Annotated in this window: 21 protein-coding genes and 1 pseudogene; 14 read left to right on the top strand and 8 right to left on the bottom strand. The window is 64.7% G+C overall.

Translation table 11 applies throughout. The features are described from left to right. A partial coding sequence (locus B2Z70_RS14650) for an electron transfer flavoprotein-ubiquinone oxidoreductase (protein ID WP_292984284.1) occupies positions 1-1,612 on the bottom strand: 1,612 nt, incomplete at its 3' end. A 130-nt stretch (positions 1,613-1,742) separates the two neighbouring features. Between B2Z70_RS14650 and B2Z70_RS14645 the strand changes: the two genes are divergently transcribed. Continuing rightward, positions 1,743-2,528 (top strand): uracil-DNA glycosylase, encoded by a 786-nt coding sequence (locus B2Z70_RS14645; RefSeq protein ID WP_292984282.1) that lies wholly within the window; start codon positions 1,743-1,745, stop codon positions 2,526-2,528. Here the strand turns inward: B2Z70_RS14645 and B2Z70_RS14640 are convergent. Both B2Z70_RS14640 and B2Z70_RS14635 read right to left on the bottom strand, forming a co-directional pair. After that, on the bottom strand, positions 2,514-3,098 hold the full coding sequence (locus tag B2Z70_RS14640) for a TIGR04282 family arsenosugar biosynthesis glycosyltransferase (RefSeq protein ID WP_292984280.1): 585 nt from the start codon (positions 3,096-3,098) through the stop codon (positions 2,514-2,516). The two genes, B2Z70_RS14645 and B2Z70_RS14640, sit on opposite strands and share 15 nt — an antisense overlap. Then, positions 3,098-3,799: a TIGR04283 family arsenosugar biosynthesis glycosyltransferase gene (locus B2Z70_RS14635; protein WP_292984278.1), complete on the bottom strand. Its 702-nt coding sequence runs from the start codon at positions 3,797-3,799 to the stop codon at positions 3,098-3,100. Before B2Z70_RS14635 ends, B2Z70_RS14640 begins: the two co-directional genes overlap by 1 nt. A gap of 83 nt (positions 3,800-3,882) precedes the next feature. Here B2Z70_RS14635 and B2Z70_RS14630 point away from each other — a divergent pair, with 83 nt between their 5' ends. The 4 genes from B2Z70_RS14630 (at position 3,883) to B2Z70_RS14615 (ending at position 7,383) form a co-directional block, all read left to right on the top strand. Continuing rightward, complete coding sequence (locus tag B2Z70_RS14630) at positions 3,883-4,992, top strand: PA0069 family radical SAM protein (protein WP_292984276.1); 1,110 nt, start codon at positions 3,883-3,885, stop codon at positions 4,990-4,992. 68 nt (positions 4,993-5,060) lie between these two features. Then, complete coding sequence (locus tag B2Z70_RS14625; protein WP_009803226.1) at positions 5,061-5,519, top strand: hypothetical protein; 459 nt, start codon at positions 5,061-5,063, stop codon at positions 5,517-5,519. Between the two features lie 77 nt (positions 5,520-5,596). Then, the gene (rnhB, locus tag B2Z70_RS14620; RefSeq protein ID WP_292984274.1) at positions 5,597-6,205 is read left to right on the top strand and encodes a ribonuclease HII; all 609 of its coding nucleotides are present in this window, start codon (positions 5,597-5,599) and stop codon (positions 6,203-6,205) included. A gap of 83 nt (positions 6,206-6,288) precedes the next feature. After that, entirely contained in the window at positions 6,289-7,383 is a 1,095-nt protein-coding gene (locus tag B2Z70_RS14615; protein ID WP_414690872.1) for a site-specific DNA-methyltransferase, read from the top strand. A gap of 105 nt (positions 7,384-7,488) precedes the next feature. Here the strand turns inward: B2Z70_RS14615 and mutY are convergent, their stop codons facing one another. Then, a complete protein-coding gene (mutY, locus tag B2Z70_RS14610; RefSeq protein ID WP_292984270.1) occupies positions 7,489-8,580 on the bottom strand; it encodes an A/G-specific adenine glycosylase in 1,092 nt (363 codons plus the stop codon). A gap of 53 nt (positions 8,581-8,633) precedes the next feature. Here mutY and B2Z70_RS14605 point away from each other — a divergent pair, with 53 nt between their 5' ends. The 9 genes from B2Z70_RS14605 (at position 8,634) to B2Z70_RS14565 (ending at position 17,069) form a co-directional block, all read left to right on the top strand. Continuing rightward, positions 8,634-9,206, top strand: a complete 573-nt coding sequence (locus tag B2Z70_RS14605; RefSeq protein WP_162011001.1) for a DciA family protein — start codon at positions 8,634-8,636, stop codon at positions 9,204-9,206. Between the two features lie 18 nt (positions 9,207-9,224). Next, entirely contained in the window at positions 9,225-9,947 is a 723-nt protein-coding gene (locus B2Z70_RS14600; RefSeq protein ID WP_292984268.1) for a DsbA family protein, read from the top strand. Positions 9,948-10,023: 76 nt separating this feature from the next. Then, positions 10,024-10,746 (top strand): DsbA family protein, encoded by a 723-nt coding sequence (locus B2Z70_RS14595; protein WP_292984267.1) that lies wholly within the window; start codon positions 10,024-10,026, stop codon positions 10,744-10,746. A 137-nt stretch (positions 10,747-10,883) separates the two neighbouring features. Further along, on the top strand, positions 10,884-14,321 hold the full coding sequence (gene smc, locus B2Z70_RS14590; protein ID WP_292984266.1) for a chromosome segregation protein SMC: 3,438 nt from the start codon (positions 10,884-10,886) through the stop codon (positions 14,319-14,321). 120 nt (positions 14,322-14,441) lie between these two features. Then, positions 14,442-14,759, top strand: a complete 318-nt coding sequence (locus tag B2Z70_RS14585) for an AtpZ/AtpI family protein (RefSeq protein WP_009803218.1) — start codon at positions 14,442-14,444, stop codon at positions 14,757-14,759. A gap of 65 nt (positions 14,760-14,824) precedes the next feature. Next, the gene (locus tag B2Z70_RS14580; RefSeq protein WP_009803217.1) at positions 14,825-15,601 is read left to right on the top strand and encodes a F0F1 ATP synthase subunit A; all 777 of its coding nucleotides are present in this window, start codon (positions 14,825-14,827) and stop codon (positions 15,599-15,601) included. A 58-nt stretch (positions 15,602-15,659) separates the two neighbouring features. Next, positions 15,660-15,887 carry a F0F1 ATP synthase subunit C gene (locus tag B2Z70_RS14575; protein ID WP_009803216.1) on the top strand — a complete coding sequence of 76 codons (228 nt, stop codon included), beginning with the start codon at positions 15,660-15,662 and terminating at the stop codon, positions 15,885-15,887. 138 nt (positions 15,888-16,025) lie between these two features. Beyond that, the gene (locus B2Z70_RS14570) at positions 16,026-16,571 is read left to right on the top strand and encodes a F0F1 ATP synthase subunit B family protein (protein WP_292984263.1); all 546 of its coding nucleotides are present in this window, start codon (positions 16,026-16,028) and stop codon (positions 16,569-16,571) included. A 3-nt stretch (positions 16,572-16,574) separates the two neighbouring features. Further along, positions 16,575-17,069 carry a F0F1 ATP synthase subunit B family protein gene (locus B2Z70_RS14565; RefSeq protein ID WP_009803214.1) on the top strand — a complete coding sequence of 165 codons (495 nt, stop codon included), beginning with the start codon at positions 16,575-16,577 and terminating at the stop codon, positions 17,067-17,069. A gap of 70 nt (positions 17,070-17,139) precedes the next feature. On the opposite strand, the gene B2Z70_RS14560 is transcribed toward B2Z70_RS14565, so the two are convergent. The 4 genes and pseudogenes from B2Z70_RS14560 to B2Z70_RS14545 form a co-directional block, all read right to left on the bottom strand. Next, a complete protein-coding gene (locus tag B2Z70_RS14560) occupies positions 17,140-18,207 on the bottom strand; it encodes a serine hydrolase domain-containing protein (RefSeq protein WP_292984261.1) in 1,068 nt (355 codons plus the stop codon). A gap of 125 nt (positions 18,208-18,332) precedes the next feature. Further along, positions 18,333-18,635 (bottom strand): hypothetical protein, encoded by a 303-nt coding sequence (locus B2Z70_RS14555; protein ID WP_206740512.1) that lies wholly within the window; start codon positions 18,633-18,635, stop codon positions 18,333-18,335. Positions 18,636-18,820: 185 nt separating this feature from the next. Next, positions 18,821-20,389, bottom strand: a complete 1,569-nt coding sequence (gene gcvPB / locus B2Z70_RS14550) for an aminomethyl-transferring glycine dehydrogenase subunit GcvPB (protein WP_009803211.1) — start codon at positions 20,387-20,389, stop codon at positions 18,821-18,823. Between the two features lie 2 nt (positions 20,390-20,391). Beyond that, positions 20,392-20,772: pseudogene (locus B2Z70_RS14545) on the bottom strand (glycine dehydrogenase); the annotation flags it as partial.

The raw sequence follows: 20,772 nt of genomic DNA, 5'->3' as shown, positions 1-20,772 counted from the left end.
TCGGATCCTTGATGTCGCAGGTTTTGCAATGCACGCAGTTCTGCGCGTTGATCACGAACTTGGGCTCGCCGCCTTCATCCGGGGTCACCCATTCATAGACAGCCGCCGGGCAATACCGCGCGGACGGACCGCCATAGACATCGTACTCGGACGATTTCTGCAGCGCCGGATCCTTAACCTTGAGGTGGATCGGCTGATCCTCCTCATGGTTGGTGTTGGAGATGAACACCGAGGACAGACGGTCAAAGGTCAGAACGCCATCAGGCTTGGGATAATCGATCGGCTTGCACTTGTCGGCGGGCTTGAGCGCCTCGGCGTCGGTGCCGCCATGGCTCAAAGTGCCGAAGATCGAGAAGCCGAACAGATAGTTCGTCCACATGTCCAGACCGCCCAGCGCGACGCCCAGCACCGTGCCGAACCTGGTCCAGAGCGGCTTGGCGTTGCGAACGGTCTTGAGCTCTTTCTTGACCCAGGACTTGTCATAGGCGTCGGCATAGGCCGTCAGCTCGTCGCCCTGACGGCCCTCGGCGATGGCGTCGAACGCGGCTTCGGCGGCCATCATGCCGGTCTTCATGGCGTTATGGCTGCCCTTGATGCGGGGCACGTTCACGAAGCCGGCCGAACAGCCGATCAGCGCGCCGCCCGGGAAGGTCAGCTTGGGCACGGACTGATAGCCGCCCTCGGTGATCGCCCGCGCGCCATAGGACAGACGCTCCGCGCCCTCGAAGATCGGCGCGATGTCGGGGTGCGTCTTGAAGCGCTGGAATTCGCCGAACGGGAAGAGGTGCGGGTTCTTGTAGTTGAGGTGAACCACAAAGCCGACCGCGACCAGATTGTCGCCGAAATGATAGAGGAAGGAGCCGCCGCCCGTGGAATTGTCCAGCGGCCAGCCCATGGTGTGCTGCACCCGGCCCTTCTTGAAGTTCTCCGGCTTCACGCGCCAGAGCTCCTTCATGCCGATGCCGAATTTCTGCGGATCGCGATCCTCGCTCAGCCCGTATTTCTCGATCAGCTGCTTGGACAGCGAGCCGCGCGCGCCTTCGCCGATCAGGACATACTTGCCGCGCAGCTCCATGCCAGGCTGGTACATGTCCTTGTGACCGCCATCGCGCGCCACGCCCATATCCCCGGTGATGACGCCCTTGACGACGCCGTCTTCCTCGATGAACTCGGCGGCGGGGAAGCCGGGATAGATCTCCACGCCCATGGCCTCGGCCTTTTCAGCCAGCCAGCGGCACAGATTGGCCAGCGAGCCGACATAGCAGCCATGATTGTGCATGAAGGGCGGCATGCCGAAGCCGGGGATCGTCGCGGAGCCCGCTTCGCCCAGCGCCATGAAGACGTCTTCCTCGACCTGGGTGTCGAAGGGCTGGCTGGGATCGTTGCGCCAGTCCGGCAGCAATTCATCGAGCGCCTTGGGATCGAATACGACGCCCGAGAGGATGTGCGCGCCGACTTCGGAGCCCTTTTCAAGAACGGCGATGGAGAGGTCCTGCCCCGTTTCCTCGCAGCGTTGCTTCAGACGGATGGCCGCCGCAAGGCCGGCCGGACCAGCCCCTGCGATGACCACATCATATTCCATGGATTCGCGCTCGATAGACCCGTCGGCCATGTCGTCTCCTACAGTCTCAGCCCCTGCAGCGCTCTTTCGCTGGCGCCGCATTCCCTTTCGTATTAACCCAGCCTTGCGCTATGAGCTAGGGTGAAGCCTCACACGGACCAGATCGGATATCCGCCGCATCATGACCGCCCCGCTGAACCCTGAAGACATCCGTGCCCTGAAGAGCCTGATCAGCTGGTGGGAGCAGTCCGGCGTCGAAGCGCTTCCGCCCCTGCCCGCGCCCAAATCGGCTCAACCCGCGCCGCCGCCTTCCATGGAGGCACGGGCTACGGGCGCCCAGGCGCGTCAGGCGGGATTCGGCGCCGCGCCGACCCAGAATGGCCGCGCCATGGCTCAGGCCGCCCAGACCGTGGGCGAACTCAAACAGGCGCTCGACGCCTTTGACGGCTGCCCGCTCAAGGCGACCGCCACCCAGACCGTGTACGCGCGCGGCAATCCGCAGGCGGATGTCATGGTGGTTGGCGAGGCGCCTGGCCGGGATGAGGATCGCGAGGGCGCACCCTTCATCGGACAGGCCGGCCAGTTGCTGGATCGGATGCTGGCCGCTATCGGGCTCAATGAAACCAGCGCCTACATCACCAATGTCGTGTTCTGGCGCCCGCCGGGCAATCGCAAGCCCACTGATGCGGAGATCGAGGCCTGCTTGCCCTTCGCCGAACGCCATATCGAGCTGGTCCGCCCCAAGGTGATCGTCTTTGCGGGCGGCATCTCTGCGCAAAGCCTGCTGCACTCCAAGGCCGGCATCATGGCGCTGCGCGGGCGCTGGCATGACTACACGCTCAGCGATGGGACCGTGATCCCCGCCCTGCCCATGTACCACCCCGCCTTCCTGCTGCGTCGTCCGCAGGAGAAGGCCAAAAGCTGGCAGGATCTGTTGAGCCTGAAGGCGAAGCTAGCCGCGCTTTAGATCCGACGCCTCATCCACATCGCGCAAGCGTCTCAACAGCCTGACGCGCTCCATCCCGTGCAGGCTCAGCTGGCGTTCGAGATCGTTGCGCGTTTCCTCATGGGACCAGCGCATGCCGTCAAGCAGGCCCTCCGGGGCCGGGCCGTTCAGCGCGAGCAGCCAATAGCCGCCATCCTCGGCCGGGCCGATCACGGCGTCATGGCGCTTGAGGCCAGAGAACGCCGCCGCAATGTCGGCGCGGGTGATCTGGGGCGCATCCGATCCGATCACGCAGACTGGTGCGCGATGCGCGAACACGCGCGCCTGTCGGGCGCCCAGATCACCGCCGCCCTGCAGGGCGCGCGGCAGATGATCGGGCCAGACACCGGGGAAACGACGACGCAGCGCTCGCTCCGGGCTGAGCGTGATGACGGTCTCCCAGCGCGGGTCAGTCAGACGGCGCAACAATATCGCCGTCATGGCGCGATGGCGTCGCCAGGCCTGCACCTTGCCGATGCCCCGGGCGAGGCGGGTCTTGGCGCCGCCGATCACAGGCGCCTTCACAAAGACAACAAGCTGGGGCCGGGACATCAGCGATAACTCCTGGCGAGGTCTGACGGGCGGGCGCCCAGAAAATAGCGCGCCAGCAGAACCAGATTCTTCATCGACCGACGACGATAGCCGTCCGCCAGGAACTTCTCCGCGCTTGTCTCCGCTCGCGCCGTCAGGGGCCAGAGCCGGTGCTTGCCGATGCGGCGCACCAGATCGACATCCTCGAACAGGGGCCAGGGCTTGAACCCGCCCAGCCGGTCGTAGAAATCCGCGCGGATCAGCAGGCCCTGATCGCCATAGGGCAAACCGAAGGTGCGACAACGCCAGTCCACGGCGCGCTCCAGCCGGCGTGCGCGATGGGACATGTCATCGAGCGTGAACCGGAAATAGCCCGCCCGGTCGCGATGGGCGTTCGCCGACATGAAGGCCGCGACTTCCGTCGACCAGCCCGGCGACAGCCGTGTATCGGCGTGCAGGACCAGCAGCCAGTCCTCCGCCCTGATACGGGAGCGGGCATAGGCTGCGCCCGCAGCGAGCTGCGCGCCGCGCCCCTTCGCCCCCTGCACCAGATGGCAGCCCAGCCGCCGTGCGATCTGCGCCGTGCCATCGGTCGAGCCGCCATCGGCCACGACCCAGCCCGCCGACAGACCGGCGCGCTCGGCCTCGGCGAGGCTTTGAAGCGTGCGCTCCAGGCGGGTGTTGGCGTTCAGCGTGGGCAGGAGAGTGATGATCTGGCTCATGGGAGTGAGAAACTCCGGCGGCGCTGTGGAGTCAATGCAAAAATGTTCTTGATATGTTCCACACTCTGAGTCACCGTCGGGACATGACCGCACGCTTTGTTCCCGCCCGGGGCATGAGCCCCCTTCCCGAGCCGCTGCAACCGCGCGGCCGCGCCGCCACCTCCAATGCGTCGGGGCGCTTCGAGCGCGACACGCGCGAGCCCTTTGACGATGGCTGGGGCGAAACCGACGCCGCCCCCAAACAGATCCGCACCACGCTGATCAAGGACAATAGCCGCACCATCATCGCCACCAATGACAGCCCGGACATCTCGTTCAACCGGTCGATCAATCCTTACAGGGGGTGTGAGCATGGCTGCATCTATTGCTATGCGCGGCCCAGCCACGCCTATTGGGGCTATTCGGCGGGCGTCGACTTTGAAAGCATGCTGTTCTTCAAGCCCGGCGCCGCACGCCTGTTAGAGCAGCAATTTCGCAAGCCGTACTACCAGGTTGAACCGATTGTGATCGGCGCGAACACCGACGCCTATCAACCGATCGAGCGGCAATTGCGTTTGACGCGCTCGATCCTCGAGGTCTGCCTGCGCTTCAAGCATCCGGTCAGCCTGATCACCAAATCCGCCGCGATCACCCGCGATCTCGACATCCTGTCCGAACTTGCGGCCCTCGGGCTCGTCAAGGCTGCGATCTCCCTCACCACGCTGGATCGCAAGCTTGCCCGCGCCATGGAGCCCAGGGCCGCAACCCCCAGACGCCGCCTCGAAGCGATGGAAGCGCTGTCAAAGGCCGGCGTGCCGCTGACGGTGATGACCGCGCCGGTCATTCCGGGCCTCACCGATCACGAGATCGAAAACCTCCTGAAGGCGTCGGCCAATGCCGGGGCGCAAAGCGCGGGCTATGTGCTGCTGCGCCTGCCGCTCGAGGTGCGCGACCTCTACCATGACTGGCTGCGCAAGGTGAGGCCCGATGCAGCGGACAAGGTGATCAACATGGTGCGCGATACGCGCGGCGGCATGGATTACAGTTCGGAGTTTCACGTGCGCGGGCGCGGCCAGGGCCCCATCGCGGATATGATCTCCAAGCGGTTCCGCGCCGGCGTGCGCCGCTATGGTCTGGACAAGGACCGGGTGAAATTGCGCTGCGACCTCTTTGAACGCCCGCTCGACACCGAGGACCAGCTCAGCCTGTTCTGATCCCCCCTGTTCAGGTCATGGACACGGTGCGCTCCGCCGGCAGACTTCCCCCGGCAAAGGGGGAACTCATGCAACTTTTCAGAACACTCATTCTGGGCGTCGCGCTCATGGCGGGCGTGATGACACTGGGCTCGTGCGGCTCCGGCAGCGTGGATTCCATGATCCGCAGCACAATGGATGACGACGTCATCGCCGCCGCGGAAAACATGGTCACCTATCTGGTCGAAGAAGATCGCGACGCCATTCTGGCGCATGCCCACACGCTCGCGCGCATCCAGTTCAGCAGCGGCGGGGCCCTTGATCCCCTGTTCGCCGCTTTTCCGGACACCCCGCCCGACACTCAGAGTTTCGTCCAGTCAGAGACCTCGGCCTATACGCGCATCGGCGGCGGCAGCGGCATCCAGCATGACGTGGTCATGGCGCTGACCTTCAACGAGACCGAACGCTATCTGCTGACCCTGAACTTCCGCATGATTGATGACGAACCGCGTGTGCTCTTCATCGAGTTTGAATCAGCGCCGGACTAGAGCCCGGCTGCAGACTTGTGCGGAGGTGCGATACGCGGCACGAGGAGGTTTTGCTGACGACGCACAGAGTCCTTCCCATGCCTGAAACGCGCCCCACCCCCCTCATCGCCGGTGTTGACGAAGCCGGGCGCGGACCGCTGGCCGGTCCTGTGGTGTGCGCCGCGGTGGTCCTGCCGGCGAACTTCTCTGCGCTGGATCAGCTTGATGATTCCAAGAAGCTCAGTGAAAAGCGCCGCGCCGCCCTGTCCGCCATCATCCGGGCCGAGGCGCGGGTGGGCGTGGGCATCGCCGAGCCGGTCGAGATCGACCGGCTGAACGTGCTCCACGCCACCATGGCGGCCATGGTCCGCGCGGTTGAGGGCCTCGGCGTTATCCCCGATGAAATCCTGATCGATGGAAATCGGGTTCCGGCAGGTTTGAGCGCTCCGGCGCGGGCGATTGTGGGCGGGGATGGCCGCGAGGCCTGCATTGGCGCCGCGTCGATCATCGCCAAGACCTTGCGCGACCAGATCATGATCGAGGCGGAAAACCGCTTTAGCGGCTATGGCTTGGCGGGGCACAAGGGCTATCCCAGCCCCAGTCACAAGGCCGCGCTCGAAAATCTCGGCGCCGCGCCCATCCATCGGCTAAGCTATGCGCCGGTGCAGCAGGCCAGACAGGCGCGCGGCCTCTGGAGCACCACATAATGAATCGGCCTTAACCATCGGGTAAGCCGAAACGATTCACCCCTCAGGGAATCAGCGCTGTTGCGAACAGAAGGGCGATTGAGGTGTCAGTGAAAACGAATAGCAAGATTCCCGTCGATGTCATCCTGGAGGGCGATTGCGCCGAGGTGATGAAGACGCTTCCCGATGAGAGCGTCGATCTGATCTTCGCGGATCCGCCATATAATCTCCAGCTTGGCGGCGACCTGCACCGCCCGGACAATTCCAAGGTGGACGCGGTCGACAATGACTGGGACCAGATCGGCGACTTTGACGCCTATGACCTGTTCTCCTGCGCCTGGCTGGAAGAGGCGCGCCGGGTCCTGAAGCCCAATGGCGCGCTGTGGACCATCGGCAGCTATCACAACATTTTCCGCGTTGGCGCCTTCTTGCAGGATATGGGCTTCTGGATCCTCAATGATGTGATCTGGCGCAAGTCCAACCCGATGCCGAACTTCAAGGGCACGCGCTTCACCAATGCGCACGAGACCCTGATCTGGGCCTCCAAGACCAAGGACGCCAAGCCCACCTTCAACTATGCCGCCATGAAAGCCCTCAATGATGGCGTGCAGATGCGTTCGGACTGGACCCTGCCGATCTGTGCAGGCGGCGAGCGCTTGAAGAACAAGGACGGCAAGAAGGCCCACCCGACGCAAAAGCCGGAAAGCCTCTTGCACCGTGTGCTCCTGGCGACCTCCAACCCCGGCGACGTCGTGCTCGACCCCTTCTTCGGCACCGGCACCACGGGCGCCGTCGCCAAGAAGCTGGGCCGTCATTATATCGGCATCGAAGCGGATCCCGGTTACGCCGACGTGGCGCGCAAGCGCATCGCCGCCATCAACCCCACCAGCGAAGACCTGTTGCAGGTCACCCAGTCCAAGCGCGCCCTGCCGCGGATTCCCTTTGGTTCGCTCGTTGAAGCGGGACTGCTGAAACCGGGTGATACGCTCTATTGCGCGCAGGGTCGTCGCACCGCGCAAGTGCGCGCGGACGGCACGGTGATCGCGGGCGGCCAGGCCGGCTCGATCCACCAGATGGGCGCACATGTTCAGGGCGCGCCGTCCTGCAATGGCTGGACCTTCTGGCATGTGCGCCAGGGCGGCGCCCTCGCCCCGATCGACGTGCTGCGCGCCCGCATTCGGGCGGAAATGCAGGTTTAGGGCCTGCTTCATGGGTCTCCGGATCAAGTCCGAAGGCCGACACGTTGACGCCTTTCATCTCGGTCCTCGGGCTTGACCCGGGGACCCATTCTTTCTTTTTTGCAGCTACAACAGCCGCGTCTCCAGCCCCAGCTTCACGGCCTTCATCATCACGCTGGGAAGCCCCGCCTCTTTCAGCCCGGACAGAGCCGTCCAGTCGCCCTCTTCCGGCGTCCAGCCGTCGGGCGCGACAGCGCACAGCACATCCAGCTCCAGCGCGAAATGGGTGAAGACATGGCGCACCTGACCGGCGTTTCGCCAGCCCGCCTCAAAGGGCGCTGCGCTCGTCACGTCACTCCCCGGCAAAGCGCCTTCGATCCAATCCGTCCCCGGCACTTCCATCATCGCGCCCAGAAGCCCCGTCTCCGGCCGACGGCGCAGCCAGATCGCGCCATCCCTGAGCACATGAAAACATGCGCCGCGACGGACGGGCTTGGGCTTCTTCTTTTCTTTCAGCGGATACCGGGTCTGATCGCCTTCGGCGCGCGCCGCGCACCAGTCCGACCATGGACAGGCCGCACAGTCAGGCGACTTGGGCGTACACACCGTCGCCCCGAGATCCATGATCGCTTGCGCATAATCGCCGGGCCGCTCGGTGGACGCGAGATCCGCTGCGATCGCCTTGATCTGCGGCTTGGCCTTGGGCAGAGGCGTCTCAAGCCGCACCATGCGGGTGATCACCCGCTCCACATTGCCGTCGACCACGCTGGCGGGAAGGTCAAACGCAGCGGCGCGGATGGCGTTGGCGGTGTAATCGCCCACACCCGGCAGAGCCAGAAGCCCCTCAAGATCGCTCGGAAACGCCCCCGCCAGCTCATGGGCGACTTTCTGCGCACAGGCATGCAGATTGCGAGCCCGCGCGTAGTAACCGAGCCCCGCCCAGGCCGCGAGCACATCCTCTCGCGGCGCGTCCGCCAGATGCGCCACCGTCGGCCAGCGCTCCAGGAAGCGTTCCCAATAGGGCGTGGCGTGAGGCACGGTCGTCTGCTGCAACATGATTTCCGACAGCCAGATCGCATAGGGATCGGGCGTGGCGCCCGCCTCCCGGTCTTCGGGCCGGATGCGCCAGGGCAGGCTGCGCCCTTTGCGGTCATACCAGTCCAGAAGCGCCGCCTGCAGGTCCGGAGCGGGCAGAGCGGGCTGTGCGGATGATGGCAAGGGTTGTCCTCCCATGCTTGCCAGAGCGGCGTGACGGCGCGATGGTGCGCACCATGAAGCGACCGCCCCTGACGTCAACGCCCAACCGGCATCTGATCGCCCGCGGAACCCGCACCCCGCGTGACGAGGCGGATGCGTCGAGCTGGATCAGCGAGCATCGCGGACGCGCTGCCATCAAGCCGCCGCCCAATGTAGATCGCGCGATGAGCGCCCTGATCAAGCCGCTGGCGAAGAAATTCTCAGGTCCGACCCGGCATGAGCTGGACGCGCAATGGGCCGAGATCGTCGGGCCTCAGCTGGCCAAGCTTACCCGGCCGGAGAAATTCCAGGCGGGCGCGCTGGTTGTCCGGGCCCAGGGGCCCGCGGCCACCCTTGTGGAGGCGCAATCGGCGCAGATTCTGGCCCGTGTCGCCGCCTATTCCGGCAAGACCCCGAAGAAGCTGAAGATCGTGCAGGGCCCCCTCAACCCCGAGCCGAAAAAACCCAAGCCTGTCAAAAATCGCGTCGTGAAGGTCACATCTGCGTCAGAACGGGCGCTCACCCTTGAAGAGACGCTGGAAAACTGGCGCAAAGAGATCGAGCGGCGTGAAGGCGTGAGCCTGCCGCCCAAATCCACTCGCGACTGACGCAGACTGGAGACTGAAGTGCTGTCACTGACCCGCCGCGGACTGTCCGCGATCACCGCCGCCCTGGTCCTCTCCGGAGCCGCGCTGGCCCAGAACGCCACCTCCCTGACGGAAGCCCAGGCCGGACAGGTGCGCGCAGACGACAAGGTCATGGGCGATGCAGACGCCCCTGTGACCTTTATCGAATATGGCTCGGTGGCCTGCGGTCATTGCGGGCATTTTCAGGAAACCGGCTTCACTGCAGTCAACGCCGCGATCGAAGCCGGCGATGTTCGCTTTGTCTTCCGCGAAATGATCACCGGCCAGCCCAATATCGCCATCGCCGGCTTTGCACTGGCGGAATGCGCGCCGGACGACCAGTATTTCGAGGTCATCGACTCGCTCTTCACCAATATGCGATCCATTTTCGAGGCCTTGCAGACCGGTGAAGCGCAAGAGCGTTTCAATGCGATCGCCGCCGAGTTCGGGTTTTCCCCCGAGGATGTGCAGGCGTGCTTCAGCGATGAGGCCGCGATCACCCAGGTCCAGAACGCCCACCGCACGGCGCTGGAGGACGGCGTGCGCTCCACCCCGTATTTCATCATCAATGGCGACCGCCTGATCGCCGAGCCCGACAGCTCCGGCGAAGGTCAGGTCTACACGGTGAACGGCGCTCCGCTGACGGATGAGGAAGGCGTGATTCCCGCAAATCTCGAGGCAGACACCTTCCGCCGCATCATCACTCTGTATAAGGGCGGCTGAGACCGCTAAGCTGCCGACAACTCAAGACCGCCGCGCTGTCTTGCGCCGGCCAGACACCCTGATTGGAGTTCAACCCGTGACGACTTTCACCCGCCGCGCCCTCACCCTCGCCGCCGCTCTCGCCGGCGCTGTGATGCTGACCGCCTGTTCGGGCGGCGGCGCCCCGGACGGTCATTCCGCCTATGAACGCGAAGGCGATCGCGGCGTGGGCCCCATTGACGCCCCTGTCACCATCATCGAGTACGCCTCCACCTCCTGCCCCGGTTGCGGCGCCTTCTACAATCAGGGCAAACCCGCGATTGATGACGCGGTGGAGCGGGGCGATGTGCGCTTCGTCTTCCGGGAAATGCTGACCGGTCAGCCGAATCTCGCGCGCGCCGGCTTCATGCTGGCCCGTTGCGCGCCCGAAGATCAGTATCTCGACGTCATTGACCTGCTGTTCGAACAGCAGCGCGCCCTGTTCAGCGCCATGCAGCAAGGCAATGCGCAAGCGCAATTTCTGTCCATCGCCCGCACCGCGGGTTTCTCGGACGAGGAATTCCGCGCCTGCATGACCAATCAGGAGGTCCTTGAAGCGGTGGAAGAGGCCAACATGCAGGCCGTTCGCGACGGCGTCGGCGGCACGCCGCACTTCATCATCAATGGTCAGGATCTCGATCAGATGGCTGGCGAAAACGGTCAGGTCTATGCGGCCAACGGCGAGCCCCTCGTGGACGATCAGGGCGAAATCCCCGCTCAGATTGATCGAGACACCTGGGACCGAATCATCGCCCTATTCAAGGCGCGCGCGGAAGGCTAGCCTTCCCGTGCAGACCTTTTGCAGGCGGTCTACCCTCAGATCGCCTGCGAAGGGTTTGAGCCGAATGATGTTTCGGCAGGGATGGCGGCGACTGACAGACCGGAAAACCGGCGTTCAGCGCCAGTGGAGGTCTGAGGTTGAAGTTCACCCAGCTGCGCCTGGCCGGCTTCAAATCGTTTGTTGACCCGACCGAGCTGCGGATCGACGCCGGGCTGACCGGCATTATCGGTCCCAATGGCTGCGGTAAATCCAACCTGCTTGAAGCCCTGCGCTGGGTGATGGGCGCCACCTCGGCGAAATCCCTGCGCGGCGGCGGCATGGAAGACGTGATCTTCGCCGGCACCGACAGCCGCCCTGCCCGCAATCACGCCGAAGTCACCCTCGTTGTCGACAATACCGACAAGCGCGCGCCCGCCCGCTTCAACGATCATGACATGCTCGAGGTCGTCCGCCGGATCACCCGCGGCAAGGGCTCGGACTACAAGATCAATGGCGAGGAAGTCCGCGCCAAGGACGTCCAGCTGCTGTTCGCGGACGCCGGTACGGGCGCGAACTCGCCCGCCCTGGTCCGTCAGGGCCAGATCAGCGAGCTGATCAACGCCAAGCCGGAAAACCGACGCCGCGTGCTGGAAGAAGCGGCCGGCGTCGCGGGTCTGCGCGCGCGCCGCCGCGAGGCCCAGCTCAAGCTCGCCGCCGCCGAGACCAATCTCGACCGCATTCTGGAGATTGTCGAGGATCTCGACAGTCGCCACGCGGCCCTGCAGCGCCAGGCCAAGCAGGCGGGCCGCTATCGCGATCTCTCCCAGACCATCCGCAATTTTGAGGCCCTGCTCTGGATTCGCCGCTGGAAAGAGGCGGGCGAAGCGGTTGAGACCTCTCGGGAAAAGCTCAAGCAGACCGACGCCGAGGCCGAACTTGCCCTGCGCGCGTCAGCGGGCGCCATGGTCGAAGCCGAACAGGCGCAGAGCGCGGTCCAGCCCCTGCGCGAGGCCGAAGCGGAGGCCGCCGCCGCCCTGCGCCATACCGAGCGCGCCCGCGACCAGCTGGAACGCGACATCGAAGCCGCACGCGCCGCCATCGAACGCGGTGAAGCGCGCCTTGTGGAACTCACAGGCACGCTCAAGCGCGAAAGCGAGCTGCTTGAAGAAGCCCAGGCCGCGCATGAGCGCCTGCACGGCCAGCTCAAGCATGCCCGCGATCAGGCGGCCGATGATGCGAACGCCCAGACCCGCGCCGAAGCGGTGCTCAACGACGCCGACAAGGACCGCGGCAAGGCGGAGCAGCATCTCGACGCCGCATCCAACGCCGTCGCCCAGATCAAGGCCCGCCGTGATGGCGCCCAGCGTGAGCTGGAGCAGGCCGAGCGTCAGGTGCGCACGCTGGAGGTCGAGGCCGAGAACGCCCAGGCGACGCTCGACCGGTTTGATGATGTGGTCGGCCCCGATCTGGAGAGTCTTCAAGCCAGTGTGGATGACGCCAACGCGGCGGTTGAGGACCAGGCGGGCCGGATCGCCGATCTGGATGAGTTGGCCGAGAGCGCCCGCTCCGCGGCCCAGACCGCCCGGGAAGAGGTTCAGCTCGCCCAGGCCGATGTGCGTGCGCTGGAGCGCGAGATCTCGGGGCTTGAACGTCTGCTCGCCAGTTCCGACGAAGGTGATCGCGCACTCGATGAGGTCCGCGCCTCCGCAGGTTATGAACAGGCGCTCGCAGCCGCACTGGGCGATGATCTGGAAGCAGGTCTGAGCCCGTCGTCCGCCCGACGCTGGCAAGGTGCGGAGATTGATCCGCCCGCTTTGCCCGAAGGCGTTCAGTCCCTGTTTGATCATGTGGAGGCGCCCGCCGCCCTGTGGCCGCGCCTGAAAGCCATTGGCGTGGTTGAGGCGGCGGATCTGGATCGCCTCGCAGCGAGCCTGAAACCGGGCCAGCGGATTGTGACGAAAGACGGCGCCCTGCGTCGCTGGGACGGCTTCGCCAGCGAGGCTGGCGCGCCCTCCGCCGCTGCGGTGCGTCTGGAAACGCGCAACCGGTTGGCGGATCTGACGCCCCAACTCGACGCGGCGCGTCGCGGCGCCGAACGGTCGCAGACTCTGGCCGAGGAAAGCCATCAGGCGCGCCTGAGCGCCGAAGCCGAGCTCAATGACGCGCGATCAGCCCTGAAACAGGCCGAGAATCGCCGCCGGGACGCCGAGCAGGCGCTCTCCGCTGCGCGCGCTCAGGCCGCCCGCGCCGAAGCGCGCCGGGCCGGTCTGGTGGAATCGGTGGGCCGCGCCCAGAGCCGGCTTGAAACCGCGCGCAAGCTGCATGACGCCGCCAAAGAGGCCTTTGAGGCGGTCAACGGCGAGGATGACGGTCAGGACGCTCTTGTCGCAGCGCGTGCCCGCGCCGAGCGCGCCCGCGGCAAGGCGGCGGATGCCCGCGCGGCGCTGGAATCGGTCAAGCGCGAAGCCCAGGGCCGTCGTCACCGGATCGCCTCGCTGGAGCGCGAAGCGGCGGACTGGGATCGCCGTCATGCGCGTTCTAAGGATCAGGTCGAGGCGCTGAAATCCCAGATCGGTCAGACCGAGAACGAGCTGGAGACCGCCCGCACTCAGCCTGAAAGGCTTGAAGGTCAGCGCCATGACATTCTCGATGCGCTGACGGACGCGGAGAAGAAGGCGAGCCTCGCCCGTGAAGCCGTTCTCAACGCCGAATCGCTTCAGCGCGAGAAGGACGCGGCGCTGCGCGAGGCCGAGAAGATCAGCGCCAATGCCCGCGAAGCCCGCGCCGCCGCGCAGGCGCGTCTGTCCGCAGCGGAAGAACGGCTGACCGAAACCACCGAGCGGCTGGAAGACGCGACGGGCGAAGAGCCCCGCGCGCTCGAGCGGATCGCCGCGGGCTCCGAGTTTGCCGAGCTGACCTCTGACGAACTGGAACGGCGCCTGGATGACGCCCGTCTGACCCGCGAACGGCTGGGCGCGGTGAACCTGCGCGCCGACGAGGAAGCGCGCGAGCTTGATTCTGAACGTACGCGTCTGTCGCGGGAGCGCGATGACCTTCTGGAAGCCGTCGCGCGCCTGCGCAAGGCGGTCGACACGCTGTCACGGGAAGGTCGAGCGCGCTTGCTTGACGCCTTTGAAGTGGTGGACGGGCATTTCCGCACCCTGTTCGAGACGCTGTTCGGCGGCGGCGCGGCGGAATTGCGCCTGACCGAGAATGACGATCCGCTGGAAGCCGGTCTTGAGATCTTCGCCTGTCCGCCAGGCAAGAAGATGGAGACGATGAGCCTGATGAGCGGCGGCGAGCAGGCGCTGACCGCCACCGCGCTGATCTTCGCCGTCTTCCTGGTCAGCCCCGCCCCAGTCTGCGTGCTCGACGAGGTGGACGCCCCGCTCGACGATGCGAATGTGGACCGCTATTGCGCCATGCTCGAGCAGATGCGGGCCATGACCGAAACGCGATTCCTCGTCATCACCCATAACCCGGTGACCATGAGCCGGATGAACCGTCTGTTCGGCGTGACCATGGGTGAAAGGGGCGTCTCGCAGCTCGTCTCGGTCAATCTGAGCTCGGCTGAAGAGATGCTGGCTGCGGAATAATCGCGAACAGCCATATACTTCAACGAGTTAACTTGTCCGCAACCTTGCTTGACAGGGTATAGGCCCCCTTATAGGGTGCGCGCGCCTGTCGGGACTACCTCCGGGAGGTCGCCTGTCATCATGGCTCATCGAGACGAACCGAACCAGAACCCTTCCGATCCCCACGACTTCGAGCGGCGTTTGAACGCCAAGCTTGAAGCGCGTCGGGCGAAGGAGGCCGCCTCGAACCCCTCTGGATGGGGACAGGGCGTGCGCTATGGAACGGAATTCGCCGGAGGGGTTCTCGTGGGGGCTGGTCTGGGCTATTTGACCGATCAGTTCTTCAACTGGAGCCCTTGGGGTCTTCTGGTGGGTGTATTAATGGGTTTCGCAGCGGGCACTTTGAATGTAGTTCGCGCTGCGCAGAGCATGAACCAAAGCGACGACGCCTCCTCCTGAGGCGGATGGCGCTGAGGTTTGACGTAGGAAACGCGGCGTGCGCGCCGTAGCACAAGGGGCCGGGTGTGGCTGACGCGACGAACCCGATCAAACAGTTCGAGATCCATCCGATCGCTGATTTCTCGATCGGCGGCTGGAATCTGTCCTTCACCAATTCCAGCTTCTTCATGGTCACCTCGGTGGTGCTCGTGGCGGGTCTGCTGTCGCTGGCCATGTCCAAGCGCGCGCTGGTGCCGGGCCGCTCCCAATCGGTCGCCGAGCTGCTTTACGAATTCGTGGCGGGCATGATTCGCTCCACCGCGGGCGACGCCGGCCTGAAATTCTTCCCCTTCGTGTTCACGCTGTTCGCCTTCATCCTGATGGGCAACATGCTGGGCATGTTCCCCTACTTCCCGGCTCCGGGTTTCCACGGCTTCACCTTCACCTCCCACATCATCGTCACCTTTGCGCTGGCGCTCGTGGTGATGGCGATCGTGATCGGCTATGGCGTGTTCAAGCACGGCCTGAAGTTCTTCTCGCTGTTCTTCCCGTCCGGCGTGCCGTGGCCGCTCTACATCCTTCTGACCCCGATCGAGATCATCTCGTTCCTGTCGCGTCCGGTGACGCTCGGGGTTCGTCTGTTCGCCAACATGCTGGCTGGCCACATCCTTCTGAAGGTGTTCGCCGGCTTCATCATCATGCTAGGGTCAGTGGGCGCGCTGGGCGTTCTGGGCGCCGTCGCTCCGCTGATCATGGTCGTCGCGCTGACCGCGCTGGAATTCCTGGTGGCGTTCCTCCAGGCCTACGTGTTCGCCGTTCTGACCTGCATCTACCTTTCGGACGCACTGCACCCTGGTCACTAGGGGCGTTCGACAAGACCTACCTATCCATCCGCACCGACCACCTACGAGGAGTATCGACATGGAAGCGGAAGCCGCGAAATACATTGGCGCTGGCCTGGCCACCTTCGGCATGCTGGGCGCCGCTCTGGGCGTGGGCAACATCTTCTCCAGCTTCCTGGCTGGCGCCCTGCGCAACCCGTCCGCCGCGCAAGGCCAGTTCGGCAACCTGATCTTCGGCTTCGCCGTGACCGAAGCGCTGGGCATCTTCTCGCTGCTCATCGCCCTGCTGCTGCTGTTCGTGGTCTAACAGACCCCGACTGAACAGCCCTCGTTCCGGCCGGAAGGCGCACGATGTCTCGTTGCGTCTTTCCGGCTTGGGGCGTTCTATAGTGTCGGGCTTACGGTAAGCTCGAGCTAGTTTAGCCTTTGCGCAAGGGAGGCCGCCGTGCTGGCGCCGGAGTCCCATTCCGAATACGCCGAAGGCGCCGGACACGCAGCGGAAGCCGCGTTCCCGCCCTTCGACCCGACCTATTTTGCTTCGCAGCTGTTCTGGCTCGCGATCAGCTTCATCGTCCTGTACGTGTTGCTGAGCCGTTTTGTCCTGCCGCGTATCGGCGGGGCGATCGAAGAACGCCGCGATCGCATTGCTGACGATCTCGACACCGCCGCGCAACTGAAGGCGCAGGCTGACGAGACCGTTCGCGCCTATGAGAAATCCCTGGCTGACGCCCGCGCCAAGGCGCATTCGGTGGCCGCAGAGGCGAAAGCCGCTGCCGACGCTGAAATCGCCGACGCCATCCGCAAGGCTGACGCCGAGCTGGAAACCCAGATGGCTGAGTCCGAGGATCGCATCCGCGCCTCTCGCGACGCTGCTCTGGGCGAAGTGCGCACCATCGCGGCCGGCGCCGCCGTGGTCGCCGTCGAACATCTGGCCGGCCTTGAAGTGTCTGAAAGCGACGCGGCGAAAGCTGTCGACGCGGCGAAGGAGTAAGTCATGAACTACCTCCTGTCCGACACCAGCTTCTGGGCCTTTGTCGGCCTGATCCTGTTCTTCGTGGTGATCATCTTCGTGGGCGCCCCGAAAATGATCGGCAAGGCGCTCGATGATCGCGCCGACCTGATCCGCAAGGAACTCGATGAAGCCCGCCGCCTGCGCGAGGAAGCGCAGGAGCTGATGGCCACCTATGAGCGCAAGCAGACCGAGGCCGCGGCCGAAGCTGAAGCGATCATCAAGCAGGCCAAGGCGGAAGCCGATTATCTGCGAGACAACGCCAAGACCGAGATCTCCCAGCGCATCGAGCGTCGCACGGCCATGGCCGAGCAGCGCATCGCCCAGGCTGAGGCCCAGGCCGCCAAGGAAGTCAAATCCCTGGCCGCCGACCTTGCCGTGGAAGCCGCTGAACAGCTCCTGTCCAAGAAGCTGACCAAGACCCAGCGCAACGCCCTTCTGAAGGCCGATACGGCCGCCCTGAAGGACCAGCTGAACTAGTCAGCCCTGACAGACCGACATGAAAAAGCCCGCGAAATTCTCGCGGGCTTTTTTGCGTCTGCCGCAAAGCCTAGTCGGCGCAGACAACCTGTTCTTCAAGCAGCTGATAGGACAGCGCGAACATCTCGCCCTGGCTCTCGTCCACATTGGTCAGCAGGGCCAGTCCGGCGTCGAAGGCGGGCACATAGACCAGCGTGATATTGCTCGCCCCGTTCGAGCCGGACTGGGTCGAGGCGAGATATGAGTCTCCGCAGAGCTCCAGATCGCGGAACCGGCCGCCATAGGCGTAGCTCTGTTCTGGAACCTCGATAGTGCGCAATTGTGCGCGCGACGCGGCGGACAGCACTTCGCCAGCCTCGAGCGCCCGTTCCAGCGCGATGAGGTCCGCGGCGGTCGTATAGCTGCCCTTGAAGAAGTCCGGGCTCCAATAGTCCCCTCGTCCTTCAGGATCCTCGGGATCAAAGCCGATGGCGACATTCGGGACATGGGGCGTGGTTTCGCGCAAGTCATGCACATAGCCGCCGCTCTGTCCCATCCCGGCCCGGTCATAGACATAGCGCTGGCGAACTTCCGGATAGGACAGGCCCGTCACTTCTGCGAGCAGGTGCTGGACCAGCAGCCAGTTCGACAGGGCGTAGTCAAAGCGCCCGCCAGGCTCAAATTGCAGGTCGCCGCTGGCATAGTCCGCCACCGCTTCCGCAACGCTCTGGGCGTCGACCGCGTCCGCCTCGCCATTGGCGATGCGTTGAAAGGCGTGACGCAAATCATTGGGAAGACCGGACTGGTTGCTGAGGATCATGCGCAGCGTCAGCCGGGCGCCGGTGTCGGAGCGGTAATCCGGCAGATAAGTGCTGATCGGCGCATCAAGGTCGAGCACGCCCTCGTCAATCAGGGCGAAGACGGCGATGGAGGCGAAATACTTGTCGATGGAGCCGGTCTGGAACCGGGTGTCGGGATTGAGGAGACGACCGGTGTCCGGATCAGCCACGCCCCAGGACCAGCTTTGCGCTCCATGGCCTGTATCCAGCCGCACAACGCCGTTGAAGGCATGAGACTGCACCCAGTCCACTACGGGCTCGGGCGGGGCGTCAGCAGGCGTCAGAGCGACGGCGAACAATATGGGAAGGGCAAAGGTCATAAACGGCTCCTGTCTGCGCACAGACGTTATCGGGCAGGAGCCTGAAGCCTATCTGATCTGATCCACGCCAGAAGCGCCGTTCACCGACGCATTCACGCCATTGACCGATTGATCCGCACCAGCCGTCAGGAGGGGCGGTCGTCACGGTGGAAGCGGTCAAAGATATGCTTGACCTTGTCCCAGACGCCCGGATGGCGCTTGAGCCAGTTGGTGATGAAGGTATGGGCGCGCTTGGAGGTCATCGCCAGCAGCAGCAGGCCGATCACGGCCAGCGGCAATCCCAGCGGAATGGGCAGGAAGAAGAGCGGCACGGACAGGGCGAGCAGGAACAGCGCCAGGGCGACCGAAATCGCGCGGAGCACCACCATGACCATGCCGGTCACGCCGTTCATTCCGTTGCGCGCCCAGCGATTGGGGGTGTCGTTCATCGCCACCGCCGCCATCCTAACCCGAATGCAGACCCTGATGCCTGCTACATAGGCCTATGTTGAGGGCCCCGCCATCCGATACAACCCGTATCGACTGACGAGGCCCGCAATCTTGCAGTTGACCGGACCGATTTCGTCGCAGTGTTGCACTGCAACCTCAACCGGCGCGTGAGACTGCGTCGCTCTTACGCCTCTGACGCCGCCGGCGTCCAGCGCAGCACAGGCTGGCGAGCGGCGCGGGTCTCATCCAGACGCTTGGCCGGCGCAAAGCGCGGCGCGGCGGTGAACCGCTCGGTCTCGCCCGCCTTCGCGGCGTGAGCCAGCGCTTCCAGCGTGTCACAGAAGCGATCCACACTGGCCTTGGATTCAGACTCTGTCGGCTCGATCAGCATGGCGCCGTGCACGACCAGCGGGAAGTACATGGTCATGGGGTGATAGCCCTCATCGATCATGGCTTTCGCAAAGTCGAGCGTGGTGACGCCGGTATCCTTCAGGAAGCGGTCGTCAAACAGCGCCTCGTGCATGCACAGACCGTCAAAGGACGGCGTCATGACGTCCTTCAGACGCGCCAGGATGTAGTTGGCGTTCAGGACCGCGTCCTCGCTGGCCTGCTTCAGGCCGTCCGCGCCATGGCTGAGCATGTAGCTCATCGCCCGGGTGAACATGCCCATCTGGCCGTGGAAGGCGACCATGCGGCCGAAGGGCTGGGCGCCCTGGGCCCTGGCGTCGGCTTCATCCTCGACCATGCGCCAGCTGTCGCCCTCCTTGATGACGAAAGGCAGCGGGGCGAATTTCGCCAGCGCTTCGGACAGCACCGTCGGGCCTGCGCCGGGACCACCGCCGCCATGGGGCGTGGAATAGGTCTTGTGCAGGTTGAAGTGCATGGCGTCCACACCGAGATCGCCCGGGCGGACCCGGCCGGAAATGGCGTTGAAGTTGGCGCCGTCGCAATAGAAATAGCCGCCCGCCTCGTGGATGGCGTCTGCAATCGCGCGAATATCACGCTCGAACAGGCCGCACGTATTGGGGTTGGTCAGCATGATCGCGGCGACATCATCGCCAAGCTTGGCCTTGAAGGCCTCCATGTCGACACGACCATCGGGGCCTGCGGGGATCTCGTCGCAGAAGAAGCCGCATTGCACGGCGGTCGCCGGGTTGGTGCCGTGCGCGCTTTCGGGCACCAGCACGCGGCGGCGATGGCTTTCACCCCGCGCATCGAGGGCGGCGCGGATCGCCATCATGCCGCACAGCTCGCCATGGGCGCCCGCTTTCGGGCTCATCGCCACGGTCGGCATGTTGGTCAGCGTCATCAGCCAGTGCGCCAGCTCGCCGATCAGCTCGAACGCGCCCTGCACGGTCGATTGAGGCTGCAGCGGGTGCACGTCGGAGAAGCCCGGCAGACGCGCCATCTTCTCGTTGAGACGCGGATTGTGCTTCATCGTGCACGAGCCCAGCGGGTAGAGCCCGATATCGATGGCGTAGTTCTTCCGGCTGAGGCGCACATAATGGCGCATGGCTTCGGGCTCAGACAGGCCCGGCAGCCCCAGATCCTCGGTGCGCTCGAGCGCGCCCAGACGGGATTTCGTCCCCTTGGGCGTTTCGAAATCGACGCCGGTCTTGTCATAGGTCTGACGCTCGAAGATCAGCGGCTCGGCCTGGTCGAGCCCGCGCGAGCCCGAGAAGGTGTCGTCATAGGCGCCCGGATCCGGGGTATGGAGCGGGGCGGAGGGACGGCCTTGCGTATTCATCGCCATGATTACAGCACCTCTTTCAGAGCCGCTTCGAAAGCGTCGAGATCGCTATCGGTGTTGGTTTCGGTGGCCGCAACGATCAGCAGATCGTCATAGCCCTTGCCCGGATAGAGCCGGCTGGCGGGCACGCCGCCCAGAACGCCCTTCTCGGCCAGCGCCTCCACCACGTCCGCCGCGTTTTTCGGCAAGCGCAGGGTGAACTCGTTGAAGAAGGCGTCGGTGACCAGCTCCACGCCGGAGATCGCGCTCAGGCGATCGGCCAGCTCGCAGGCCTTCTCATGGCTCAGCTGGGCCATGGTGCGCAGGCCTGTATCGCCCAGAAGCGACATGTGGATCGTCCAGGCCAAGGTCATCAGGCCAGAGTTGGTGCAGATGTTCGAGGTCGC

This window comes from Oceanicaulis sp. UBA6590 (genome assembly GCF_002433705.1).
GTDB lineage: Bacteria > Pseudomonadota > Alphaproteobacteria > Caulobacterales > Maricaulaceae > Oceanicaulis.
The sequence above is the reverse complement of the archived record's forward strand: the minus strand, read 5'-3'. Positions and strand labels throughout refer to the sequence as shown.

Coding starts and splice junctions, on each gene's coding strand:
- B2Z70_RS14645 (WP_292984282.1), top strand. CDS start 1,743: ATGACCGCCCCGCTGAACCCTGAAGACATCCGTGCCCTGAAGAGCCTG.
- B2Z70_RS14640 (WP_292984280.1), bottom strand. CDS start 3,098: ATGTCCCGGCCCCAGCTTGTTGTCTTTGTGAAGGCGCCTGTGATCGGC.
- B2Z70_RS14635 (WP_292984278.1), bottom strand. CDS start 3,799: ATGAGCCAGATCATCACTCTCCTGCCCACGCTGAACGCCAACACCCGC.
- B2Z70_RS14630 (WP_292984276.1), top strand. CDS start 3,883: ATGACCGCACGCTTTGTTCCCGCCCGGGGCATGAGCCCCCTTCCCGAG.
- B2Z70_RS14625 (WP_009803226.1), top strand. CDS start 5,061: ATGCAACTTTTCAGAACACTCATTCTGGGCGTCGCGCTCATGGCGGGC.
- rnhB (WP_292984274.1), top strand. CDS start 5,597: ATGCCTGAAACGCGCCCCACCCCCCTCATCGCCGGTGTTGACGAAGCC.
- B2Z70_RS14605 (WP_162011001.1), top strand. CDS start 8,634: ATGAAGCGACCGCCCCTGACGTCAACGCCCAACCGGCATCTGATCGCC.
- B2Z70_RS14585 (WP_009803218.1), top strand. CDS start 14,442: ATGGCTCATCGAGACGAACCGAACCAGAACCCTTCCGATCCCCACGAC.
- B2Z70_RS14575 (WP_009803216.1), top strand. CDS start 15,660: ATGGAAGCGGAAGCCGCGAAATACATTGGCGCTGGCCTGGCCACCTTC.
- B2Z70_RS14565 (WP_009803214.1), top strand. CDS start 16,575: ATGAACTACCTCCTGTCCGACACCAGCTTCTGGGCCTTTGTCGGCCTG.
- B2Z70_RS14560 (WP_292984261.1), bottom strand. CDS start 18,207: ATGACCTTTGCCCTTCCCATATTGTTCGCCGTCGCTCTGACGCCTGCT.
- B2Z70_RS14555 (WP_206740512.1), bottom strand. CDS start 18,635: ATGAACGACACCCCCAATCGCTGGGCGCGCAACGGAATGAACGGCGTG.
- gcvPB (WP_009803211.1), bottom strand. CDS start 20,389: ATGGCGATGAATACGCAAGGCCGTCCCTCCGCCCCGCTCCATACCCCG.